9 protein-coding genes (1 of these 9 only partly in view) are annotated in these 11882 nt (G+C 46.2%); 8 read left to right on the plus strand and 1 reads right to left on the minus strand.

Annotated elements, in window-relative coordinates; all coding sequences use genetic code 11:
- Positions 1-327: 327 nt before the first annotated feature.
- From dnaA to gyrB, 6 genes are all read left to right on the plus strand, one after another.
- Entirely contained in the window at positions 328-1674 is a 1347-nt protein-coding gene (gene dnaA, locus E6W40_RS20855) for a chromosomal replication initiator protein DnaA (protein WP_136607530.1), read from the plus strand.
- A 202-nt stretch (positions 1675-1876) separates the two neighbouring features.
- Positions 1877-3019: a DNA polymerase III subunit beta gene (gene dnaN / locus E6W40_RS20860; RefSeq protein WP_136607531.1), complete on the plus strand. Its 1143-nt coding sequence runs from the start codon at positions 1877-1879 to the stop codon at positions 3017-3019.
- 40 nt (positions 3020-3059) lie between these two features.
- Positions 3060-3278, plus strand: coding sequence for a S4 domain-containing protein YaaA (gene yaaA / locus E6W40_RS20865; protein ID WP_136607532.1), 219 nt, complete (start codon positions 3060-3062; stop codon positions 3276-3278).
- Between the two features lie 61 nt (positions 3279-3339).
- A complete protein-coding gene (gene recF, locus E6W40_RS20870) occupies positions 3340-4452 on the plus strand; it encodes a DNA replication/repair protein RecF (RefSeq protein WP_136607533.1) in 1113 nt (370 codons plus the stop codon).
- A gap of 12 nt (positions 4453-4464) precedes the next feature.
- Positions 4465-4716: an extracellular matrix regulator RemB gene (remB, locus tag E6W40_RS20875; protein ID WP_136607534.1), complete on the plus strand. Its 252-nt coding sequence runs from the start codon at positions 4465-4467 to the stop codon at positions 4714-4716.
- A 79-nt stretch (positions 4717-4795) separates the two neighbouring features.
- Positions 4796-6709: a DNA topoisomerase (ATP-hydrolyzing) subunit B gene (gyrB, locus tag E6W40_RS20880; protein ID WP_136607535.1), complete on the plus strand. Its 1914-nt coding sequence runs from the start codon at positions 4796-4798 to the stop codon at positions 6707-6709.
- 63 nt (positions 6710-6772) lie between these two features.
- Here gyrB and E6W40_RS20885 read toward each other — a convergent pair whose 3' ends face one another.
- Positions 6773-7600 (minus strand): YheC/YheD family protein, encoded by an 828-nt coding sequence (locus E6W40_RS20885; RefSeq protein WP_136607536.1) that lies wholly within the window; start codon positions 7598-7600, stop codon positions 6773-6775.
- Positions 7601-8116: 516 nt separating this feature from the next.
- Between E6W40_RS20885 and gyrA the strand changes: the two genes are divergently transcribed.
- Together gyrA and E6W40_RS20895 are read left to right on the plus strand one after the other, a co-directional pair.
- Positions 8117-10675, plus strand: a complete 2559-nt coding sequence (gene gyrA / locus E6W40_RS20890) for a DNA gyrase subunit A (RefSeq protein WP_136607537.1) — start codon at positions 8117-8119, stop codon at positions 10673-10675.
- A gap of 230 nt (positions 10676-10905) precedes the next feature.
- Positions 10906-11882 carry the 5' portion of an HD-GYP domain-containing protein gene (locus E6W40_RS20895; RefSeq protein WP_136607538.1) on the plus strand. Its footprint extends 121 nt past the window's final position, so only the first 977 of its 1098 coding nucleotides appear in the window; the start codon lies at positions 10906-10908; its stop codon lies off the right edge, out of view.

The following is an 11882-nucleotide window of genomic DNA, read 5'->3' on the forward strand; positions in this document are numbered from 1 at the left end:
AACAAATTATAAACAATATATAGTATTGTGAATAATATTTATACACAACTTATTGAATTTGTGGATAAAATGGACGCACACATTGATAAAAAGGGATTCTTTTGCTATGATTATATTACTTTTGGATGTGAATATCTGTTTTCACCCTCAATATTATCAACAAGCTGTGGATAAACTTGTGAACAATTTTTATTTGTCCACTTTTTTTTATTTTCTCCTTCCGTGAAACTGGGGATAAAATTCAGCAGCATTCATTTTTTTTCGACAATTCCACTCAAGTAGCGGAGGCCAAGGCCGCATTTGGAAGATTTAAAGGAGTGACAGTCTGTGGACAGCCATACTTCCGAATTATGGCAGCAAATCCTATCAATTATTCATACCAAGCTCAGCAAGCCAAGCTTCGACACCTGGTTTAAAGCAACGAAAGCAATCCAAATGAGTGACCACTCCATTGTCATTTCCGCGCCTACGACTTTTGCTGTTGAATGGTTGGAAAGCCGCTATACCAAACTCGTCAGTTCGACGATCTTTGAAGTGCTTGGCAAACAGGTTGACGTGAGATTCGTCATCGAAGAGAACAAGCCTGCAGAAGTCGTTCCCCAGCAGCCCACTCCAATGCCTCAGGTGACCCAAGAAGAAGCATTTACTCATATGCTGAATCCCAAATACACCTTTGATACGTTCGTTATTGGATCCGGGAACCGGTTTGCCCATGCGGCATCGCTCGCCGTCGCCGAGGCGCCGGCAAAAGCTTACAACCCTTTATTTTTATACGGGGGAGTAGGACTGGGAAAAACACACTTGATGCACGCGATTGGCCATTACATCCTGGAGCACAATCCCGCAAGCCGTGTCGTGTACATTTCTTCCGAGAAATTCACGAATGAATTCATTAATTCCATCCGCGATAACCGTGCGGAAAGCTTCCGAAACAAGTATCGCAATGTGGATATACTACTGATTGACGACATTCAATTCCTTGCTGGGAAAGAATCGACTCAGGAGGAATTTTTCCATACATTTAACGCGCTGCATGAAGAACAGAAGCAAATTATCATTTCCAGCGATAGACCGCCAAAGGAAATCCCAACGCTAGAAGACCGTCTCAGATCCCGCTTTGAATGGGGACTAATCACCGATATTCAGCCGCCGGATTTGGAAACGCGAATCGCCATTCTACGGAAAAAAGCGAAGGCCGAAAATCTCGATATCCCGAATGAAGCCATGATGTATATCGCCAATCAGATCGATACCAACATCCGTGAACTAGAGGGTGCCTTGATCCGGGTCGTCGCCTATTCGTCGCTTACCAATCAGGATGTCACTACGCATCTGGCTGCCGAAGCGCTGAAGGATATCATTCCTTCCAGCCGACCAAGAATGATCACGATTCAGGACATTCAGCAAAAGGTCGGGGAATACTATAATTTGAAACTTGAGGATTTTAAGGCACGAAAACGAACAAAAGCCGTTGCCTTCCCGCGTCAAATTGCCATGTATCTTTCGCGCGAGCTGACGGATTTTTCCCTGCCCAAAATTGGGGAAGCTTTCGGAGGCCGGGATCACACGACGGTGATTCATGCGCATGAGAAAATAACCCAATCGCTTAAGAATGATCAGGATCTCTATAAAGTGGTCAATAATATTACAGAAAAAATCAAAAATCCAACCTGAACAAGTTCAAAGCCTATGCACAATCTATACACATGTGGATAGGCTTACTTTTATTAGACTTGTTGGGCTTATCCACATATTCAGTGCCCCTACTGCTATTACTATTATTTAAAATATAAAAATATATATCATAAGAGCTGCGCACAGCGAGTCCCAAAAGCCTACTCGCCATCAGCCCGAAATTCCTGCTAGGAGTGAAAAGATGAAGATCAACATCCTTAAAAATGTCCTTAACGAATCCATTCAGCATGTGTCCAAGGCCATATCCAGCCGTACAACCATTCCGATCCTCGGTGGTATTAAACTGGATGTGACACATCAGGGCGTTACTTTAACCGCCAGCGACACGGATATCTCTATCCAGTCGTTTATTCCTGCAGAGGATGACAACCGGACGATCGTTCAGGTAGAACAAACCGGCAGCGTCGTGCTTCCTGCCAAATTCTTTGTGGAAATTATCAAGAAGCTTCCTTCCCAAGAGGTGCAAATGGAGGTTAAGGAGAATTTCCAAACCTTTATCTCTTCGGGTGCCACAGAAATTCAGATGGTAGGTCTTGATCCCGAGGAATTCCCTGTACTGCCTGACATTGAAGGCAATCAGACCATTTCCATTCCGGGTGTGCTGCTGAAGAACATGATCCGTCAGACGGTATTTGCGATTTCCACCCAGGAAACGACACCGATTTTGACAGGCGTTCTTTGGAACCTGGAGAATAATGACTTGAAATTTACCGCTACAGACCGTCACCGTCTTGCGACACGCTCAGCCCATATGGACGGAACGGAAGAAGTGAAATTCGGCAATGTCGTTATTGCTGGTAAAACACTTAACGAACTCAGCAAGATCGTTCCCGATCAAAATGCTCTGGTGGATATTGTCGTAGCGGACAATCAGGTTCTGTTTAAGCTGGACCGTGTGTTATTCTATTCCCGTATACTGGACGGAATTTATCCGGATACTTCTAGAATTATTCCGACAAGCTACAAAACAGAACTCGTTTTGGACACAAAAAAATTAAGTGAGTCGATTGATCGCGCTTATTTGCTGTCCCGTGAAGAAAAAACGAATATTGTACGTCTGCAAACCATGGAAAATGGGGGCATAGAAATTTCCTCCAGCTCGTCCGAGCTCGGAAAGGTTCGTGAAGAACTGGAAGTTATTGATTTTAAAGGGGAGCCGCTGCGTATTTCCTTTAACTCCAAATATATGCTGGATGTGCTGAAAATCGTGGAAAGCGAGCAGCTGATGATCGCCTTTACCGGGATGATGAGTCCAATTATTTTGAAACCAATGGATGACAGCCAAAGCTCGTACATCATTCTTCCTTACCGGACCACGAACTAAAAAAAGCATCTTGAACTTATGCACAGGAAGGGCGTTACCGATGAACGAAATAGTTATCCACAGTGAATATATTAAGCTAGATCAATTTTTAAAACTGGCAAATTGCGTATCCACAGGCGGGATGGCGAAGGCTCTGCTACAAGAAGGTCAGGTGCTTGTGAATGGAGAACCTGAGGAACGCCGCGGACGCAAGCTGTATCCCGGTGATCAGATAAAAGTGGAGGACTGCGGTGAGTTTACGGTGGCTCGCCAGTCCTGATATGCCCCTCTCGAAGCCGCAGCTATAAGTGGCGTCTGGCAGGAGATGAGGAGGAAGCACAGTGTTTGTAAAAAGCATCAGTCTGCAGCATTATCGTAACTATGAGGCGCTGCAGCTGGAATCGTTCGGCGATGTCAACCTGCTGATCGGGCAAAACGCCCAGGGGAAAACCAATCTGCTGGAGGCGATTTTTGTCCTCGCGCTTACCAAAAGCCACCGTACCTCAAGAGACCGGGAGCTGATCTCTTTTCAGGATAAAAATGCGCATCTGTCGGCGGTAGTGGAGAAAAAGTATGGGCCGCTGACGCTCGACCTGGATTTGTCCCCACAGGGGAAGAAGGCAAAAATCAATGGCCTCGAGCAGCGGAAGCTGAGTGACTTTATCGGATCGCTGAATGTGGTGATGTTTGCGCCTGAGGATCTAGAAATTGTGAAGGGAACGCCTGGTGTGCGCCGGCGTTTTCTTGATATGGAAATCGGTCAGGTTCAACCCGGATACCTGTATCATCTACAGCAGTATCAAAAGGTATTGAATCAGCGTAATAATTTACTCAAGCAAATGTGGGGTAAAGACAAGCCGCAGCAGGGGCTCCTGGAAGTATGGGACCAGCAGCTGGCAGAGCATGGTGTTAAAATTATAAAAAAGAGGAAACAATTCATAGTAAAGCTGCAACGATGGGCAGAAACCATCCACCATGGCATTACGAACGGCAGCGAAGACCTGAAGCTTGTCTATCTTCCGTCGTTTGGTGAAGAGGTGGAGGAAGATGAAGCTTATCTTTTTGAACAATTTATGTTAAAATTATCACAACTGAAGGATCAGGAGCTTCGGCGCGGTATGACACTTGCCGGGCCTCATCGTGATGATTTGGCCTTTTACATCAATGGCAGGGAAGTTCATACCTACGGATCTCAGGGGCAGCAGCGCACGACGGCACTGTCTCTCAAACTGGCGGAAATTGAACTGATTCAGGAAGAGATTGGAGAGTATCCGGTATTGCTTCTGGATGATGTGCTATCTGAGCTTGACCCTTACCGCCAAACACAGCTGATCGAGACATTTCAGAGCAAGGTACAAACCTTTATTACCGCGACTGGGGTCGAGAGCCTGAATGTGGATAAACTGAAGAAGGCCAATATTTATCAAGTCCATGATGGACACGTTGGTTCTTAAGGAGTTGGGACTATGTATATTCATCTAGGCGGTGAAAGAATTATCCGATCCGCGGAATTGGTCGCTATTTTTGACATATCGATTGAGAAATCCTCGAAAATATCGAAGCAGTTTGCCAGCCACGCCTGTCAGCAAAAGAATGTGGAATATATCGGCGAAGAGGAAGCCAAGTCCATCGTCGTGACGAAAAGCACTGTCTATTACTCCCCGATTTCCTCATCCACACTCAAGAAGCGGGCAAAGGTGTTCGTGGCCAACGCTTGACATACAAGAATTACGTTTGTTTTCAAACCATTTGGATTCGTAACAGCAGATATAGAATTTATAGAAGTAGGTGACAGGCATGTCTATGAATCAACCGCAATATGATGAGAGTCAGATTCAGGTTCTGGAGGGTCTGGAAGCCGTCCGTAAACGTCCTGGTATGTATATCGGATCTACCAGCGCCAAAGGTCTTCACCATTTGGTATGGGAAGTGGTGGATAACAGTATCGACGAAGCTATGGCCGGCATATGTGATCATATCGAGGTCATCGTTCATAAAGATAACAGCATTACGGTTATTGATAATGGACGGGGTATTCCGGTCGGTGAGAATGCCAAGCTGAAAAAATCCACCCTGGAAGTCGTTATGACCGTCCTGCATGCAGGCGGTAAGTTTGGCGGCGGGGGATACAAAGTTTCCGGCGGTCTGCATGGCGTGGGCGTCTCTGTCGTTAACGCACTTTCGTCCAAGGTTGTTGTACAGGTCAGACGTGATGGTCATGTTTATCAACAGGAATATCATCGCGGCGCTCCACAGTATGATATTAAAATTGTCGGTGAATCTGATGATCATGGAACGACCGTTACATTCCTGCCGGATCCGGAAATATTCACTGAAACGACTGAATATGACTACAATACGTTGCTGACACGGATCAGAGAGCTGGCATTCCTGAATAAGGGCATTGCATTGACGCTGACCGACGAACGGACAGGAGCCTCGAACTATTTCAAATACGAAGGCGGCATTATTGAATACGTCAAGTATTTGAACGAGAAGAAGGAGGCGCTTCATGAGCAGCCGATTTATGTCGAAGGCTCACGCGACATGATCCAGGTCGAAATCGCGCTGCAATACAATGACAGCTATACCGAAAATATTTATTCCTTTGCCAATAACATCAACACGCATGAAGGCGGTACGCATGAATCTGGCTTCAAGAGTGCATTAACACGTATCATCAATGACTATGCCCGCAAGAGCGGCATGATTAAGGATAGTAATGCCAACCTGTCCGGTGATGATGTTCGTGAAGGCTTAACTGCGATTATTTCCGTCAAAATTCCAGAGCCTCAGTTCGAGGGTCAGACGAAGACTAAGCTCGGTAACAGTGAAGTCCGCGGCATCGTGGAATCTCTATTTTCCGAGAAGCTTCAGGAATTTATGGGTGAGAACCCGTCTGTATCTAGACGAGTGCTGGAAAAAGCACTGCAGGCATCCCGTGCCCGTGAAGCTGCCCGTAAAGCACGTGAGTTAACGCGCCGTAAGAGTGCGCTTGAGATCAGTGCCCTGCCAGGTAAACTTGCGGATTGCTCCTCCAAGGATGCATCTATTAGTGAGCTGTACATCGTCGAAGGTGACTCCGCTGGTGGATCCGCCAAACAGGGACGTGACCGTCATTTCCAGGCGATCCTGCCGATTCGCGGTAAAATTCTGAACGTAGAGAAGGCCCGTCTGGACCGAATTCTGTCCAATTTGGAAATCCGCGCGATGGTAACAGCGATGGGAACAGGGATTGGCGATGAGGATTTTGAGATCAGCAAAGCTCGTTACCATAAGCTAATCATTATGACCGATGCCGATGTCGATGGAGCACATATTCGTACATTGCTGCTGACATTCTTCTACCGGTACATGCGACAGCTGCTTGAAGCGGGGTATGTCTATATCGCTCAGCCGCCTTTGTTCAAAATTGAGCGGAATAAAACTATTCGCTACGCAGGTTCCGAGAAAGAGCGCGATGAAATTATCGCTGAATTCGGAGAGAATGTTAAAGTTAATATTCAGCGCTATAAAGGTCTGGGCGAGATGAATCCTGAACAGTTATGGGAGACAACCATGGATCCGGAGAGCCGGACGATGCTGCAGGTAACCATCGAGGATGCTATGCAGGCGGATATGATTTTTGACACGCTGATGGGTGACAATGTCGAGCCGCGTCGTGATTTCATTCATGAGCATGCCAGACATGTGAAGAATCTGGATATCTAATTTCTAAGCGAAACACCAAGGAGGTGCCTGTCAGGGCACCTTTTTCTTTTTATGTGCAGCGCTTCAAGCTTTGGATTTACTGCGGATTTCCTTCCGGCGAGCCGGGAGTCGCCCATAGGCAATGGCATAGCGCTCAATCCGCCGGTATACATTTTTATCTTTGAAAAATTTTTTGAAAGGGAAGAGAGCGGGCAATGTGTTCACTTCGAGAATCCAGGGATACAGTGTTTTGTCGAGTGCGACATCCAGTCCGATCTCCTGCAGTTTGGGATAATCCTTTTGCAGTTGTCTGGCCGTGTCCACACCGAGATTATACAAATCTTTTTCAAGCGCATTGATATGTTCCTGGGAAGCATGTTCTCTCAGTACCTCGTCCAGCATCTTAATCTTCCCGCCGCTGTGGTAGTTGGTAATGATTTTATCTTTGGCCGCCACACGTCCGATAATACCAGTCGTTTCCCATCTGCCATATGTGTTCTTTTGCGTCAAGACTCTTAAATCAAAGGAACGCTCCTTGTATTTCAACTTGGTAATACCCTGTTGTATCAGATAAAGCTTATGCTGCGTTCGTCTGAGGATAGCGGAATGGAGATCATTCAGGTTATGAAATTCTTCGCGGCTGGTGTTAAATTGCAGGTTATAAAGTTCAGGATTAGTCGGTGAGTCACCTTGATCGGATTGTTCCGATGTAATCAGTCGTTCCACACACATGACCCCATTACCGTAAGTGCCGATATCGGGCTTAATATATACGAGTGAATGATTATTCATCATCTCTATCAAGGTATCCTGCGAATATTTTAAGGTGAGGGGAATATAGCGTGTGATTTGCCTGTTACGTAAAAGTACTTTCGTTTTAGCCCATTTGCTTGAAACACGCTGTATAGCCAATATATTTCATCCTTTCCGCGAAAGTTTAAATGAACAGGCAGCAGGGCTGCCTTGAGGGATCATCATATGGACCAAGGAATGCGCAAAACATAGGACAAGGGAGCAAATGAATGGTATAATATAAAGATGCCGTGATTTTAAAGCCCAGTCCCGAAAAAACAGCTCCTTTTGCCTATTAGTATATGTTGAGAGGAAAAAGAAGGTAGGGCGAATCCCCACAGGCAGGTAAGTTGGGCGGTTATTAGCGGAGTAAAAATCCAAACGTTTAATTGTGCTCTTTTTGTGAAAGTAATATAATAAAGATTAGTGGATTTATCGTAATTGGTTTCATCGAACGGTACTGCTTTCCTCGGTTAACCGGCGGACTGCGGCATGCCGTTTTATGCTTGTATAGAACTAAGGTTCGTGCTGCACGAGGCTCTGAAACAGATATAACTTCAAGGCTAGCAGCCACTTATCTTTAGTTTAGATTGAATATAGATGTGTTTGTAAGTGAAATGGAGGAGGGTCTTCACCATGGCGGAAGAAAAAAATCCCCAGATTAAGGAGCGGGACATTGGTGTAGAAATGCGCGAATCCTTTATGGATTATGCGATGAGCATCATTGTAAGCCGGGCTTTACCGGATGTGCGGGATGGACTCAAGCCGGTACACCGGCGCGTGCTATATGCGATGTCTGAGCTTGGTTTGTCTCCGGATAAGCCGTTCAAGAAATCGGCCAGAATCGTCGGTGAGGTCATCGGTAAGTTCCATCCGCACGGTGATGTGCCTGCATATGAGACCATGGTACGGATGGCTCAGGATTTCTCGATGCGCTATATGCTTGTCGAAGGTCACGGTAATTTTGGTTCTGTTGACGGTGATGCTCCGGCGGCTATGCGTTATACCGAAGCACGTCTCTCTAAAATTGCGCAGGAGATGCTGCGTGATATTAACAAAGAAACGATCGATTTTACTGAAAACTATGATGGCGAAGAGCTGGAGCCGGTTGTGCTTCCTGCAAGATACCCGAATCTTTTGGTCAACGGTGTATCGGGTATTGCCGTCGGGATGGCCACCAATATTCCGCCGCATAACCTGGGCGAGGTCATTGATGGGGCGCTTGCCCTGATCAAGGATCCGGATCTTACTTCGCTGGATTTGATGGAATATATCAATGGACCGGATTTTCCAACAAGCGGCTATATACTTGGACGCTCAGGAATCCGCCAAGCTTATGAAACCGGACGCGGCTCCGTAACCATGCGGGCCAAAGCGGAAATAGAGGAAAACAACAATAAAGCACGCATTATCGTAACCGAGCTCCCTTATCAGGTGAATAAAGCTCGTTTGGTTGAGAAGATTGCCGAGCTGGTGCGCGAAAAAAGAATTGATGGAATTACTGATCTGCGGGACGAGTCCGACCGCAATGGTATGCGAATCGTCATTGAACTGCGCCGCGATGTAAATCCAAGCGTGATGCTGAATAACTTGTACAAACATACAGCGATGCAGTCCACCTTCGGCATCAACATGCTGGCAATTGTAAAAAATGAACCGAAAGTTCTGAGTCTGCGGGATGTCCTGCATTACTACTTGGAGCATCAGGTCGAGGTTATTCGCCGACGGACGGAATATGATCTGAAAAAAGCCGAGGCCCGTGCACATATTCTTGAAGGCTTGCGTGTGGCTCTGGATCATTTGGATGAAGTGATTTCAATTATCCGCGGTTCTCAAACAACGGATATTGCTCGTGAACGTTTGATCGAGCGCTTTGGACTCAGCAATGAGCAGACCCAGGCGATTCTCGAAATGCGTTTGCAGCGCCTGACTGGACTGGAACGCGATAAGATCGAGAATGAATACCAGGAATTGATGGTCAAAATTGCAGAGTACAAAGAGATTTTGGCTAATGAGCATCTCATTCTCGAGATCATCAGTACCGAACTGCTTGAAATCAAGGAACGTTTTGCTGATGCGCGCCGGACGGAAATTACCATCGGCGAAGAAAGCATTTTGGATGAAGACCTGATTCCGCGTGAGGAAGTGGTTATCACCATCACGCATACAGGGTACATCAAACGCCTACCGGCTAATACCTACCGCAGCCAAAAACGTGGCGGACGCGGGGTTGTGGGAATGGATACCAAGGATGAGGACTTTGTTGAGCATCTGTTTGTAACCAACTCTCACCATTACCTGATGTTCTTTACCGACAGAGGTAAGGTATACCGTCTCAAAGCGTATGAAATTCCGGAGCTAGGCCGCACCGCGCGGGGAACAGCAATCATTAACCTGATTCAGATTGAACAAGGGGAAACGATAAATGCTGTTATTCCGGTAGAGGAATTTGAAAGTGATAAGTACCTGTTCTTCGTTACCCGGGGCGGTATTGTCAAAAAGACGCCGCTTGAGGATTACGTGAATATCCGCAAGGGCGGGTTGATTGCAATTAATATCCGTGATGATGACGCGCTGATTGAGGTTAAATTAACCGACGGCCAGCGGGAAATGATCATGGGTACGGCACAGGGCATGTCTATCCGGTTCTCGGAAAGCGATGTACGTTCCATGGGCCGCAGTGCCACCGGTGTCAAAGGTATTACACTGGATGACGATGACCAGGTCATTGGCATGGATGTTGTCGATAAAGAACTGGATACTCTGATTGTAACTGCCAAAGGCTACGGAAAACGGACACCGCTCAGCGACTACCGTTCGCAGACTCGTGGCGGTAAGGGAATCAAGACGATGAACGTGACCGATAAGAATGGACCGGTTGTCGGCTTGAAGGTTGTAAAACCGGATGAAGATTTGATGATCATTACATCCAGCGGGACCCTGATCCGCACAAGTATAGAAGGAATCTCCATCATGGGCCGCTATACGCAGGGTGTGAAGCTGATCAACATCCGCGAAGACGACTTTGTAGCAACGGTATGCCGTGCTGATAAGAGTGATGAGCCTGAGGATGATGAGGAAGGTGCCGAGTTTGAAGAGAACGGCATCAACCCACCTGCTGAAGGCGAAGAACCTGTAGAGGCCGCTGAGAGCGAAACAGAGGCTGATACGGAAGATTCTTCGGACGAAGAATAAATCATAAATTGAAAATAGCATGGCTTTTGATTAATCAAAAGCCATGCTATTTTTTTATGTTCTGAGTGATCAGAATGAATAATTTCCTCTGGATCGTCTGATGGTGCTCCTTATATCATGAGGCAGACATTTAATATCCACAGCATTATAGATTGTACAGGCTTACCATACGTAATATAATGGGGTATATTGCCATATTTTAATTGGTGGAAGTTAGCGAGGTTATCGTTATGGCCAGCATATCTATTTTGGAATTGAAACCCGGTATTAAGCTATCAAAAGATGTACATACCTCCCTTGGAGGACTATTGCTGCATAAAGGCACTGTTCTGCTTCCGCGTGACTTGGATATTCTGCGAGCCTTCATGGTGCAGTACGTCGAGGTTGATGCAGGTGATGCAGATGTAAGGAATGGTTCAAAACCTCCTGTACAAAAAAGCCTATTGAATGAGAAGGCTCAAACCGAACAGATGGTATCAAGTAAAAACTCCACGTTTCATGATGAATACGACAAATTGCTTTTGCTCGTGAAAAGTGCGAATCAATCGGTTATCGCAGCCGATCTGCCCATCTATGAGCTGCGCAACCAGTTGGAAGCAACCATTGTGCATATCAAGGAATATAATCCTTTGATGTTCACCCCAAGATCAATGAATGAGTATGATTACATTTACCATAACGCCGTATTATGCGCGCTCTCTTCTTATCTACTATCCAAGTGGAGCGGGCTCCAACAAAAGGACTGGATGCAGGCCGCCTTTGCCGGTTTATTTCATGACATTGGCAATACCAAGGTGGATCCGGCAATATTATTCAAGCCGCAGCCGCTGTCCGCGGCAGAGTCTGAGGAAATGCGCAGACACACGACTTATGGCTACCAGATACTTAAGAATGTAACAGCTATTAATGAAGGGGTCCGGCTTGCCGCGCTTCAGCATCATGAAAAAGTGGATGGTTCGGGTTATCCGCTGCGTCTTGATGGAAGTAAGATTCATGTCTATGCCAAGATCGTCGGCATTACAGACATTTTTCACGCCATGACACTCAATCGTATTTACCAGAAGTCTCAGTCTCCTTACTTAGTGTTAGAGCAGATTCACTCTGAGGCATTTGGGAAACTTGATCCTGCCTTGGTTCAAATCTTTATCCAAAAGGCGACTGAATTTCATAACGGTACGGTAGTTCGTCTCAGTAATGACCAGATCGG

The organism is Paenibacillus dokdonensis (assembly GCF_004916975.1).
Lineage (GTDB): Bacteria > Bacillota > Bacilli > Paenibacillales > Paenibacillaceae > Paenibacillus_AQ > Paenibacillus_AQ dokdonensis.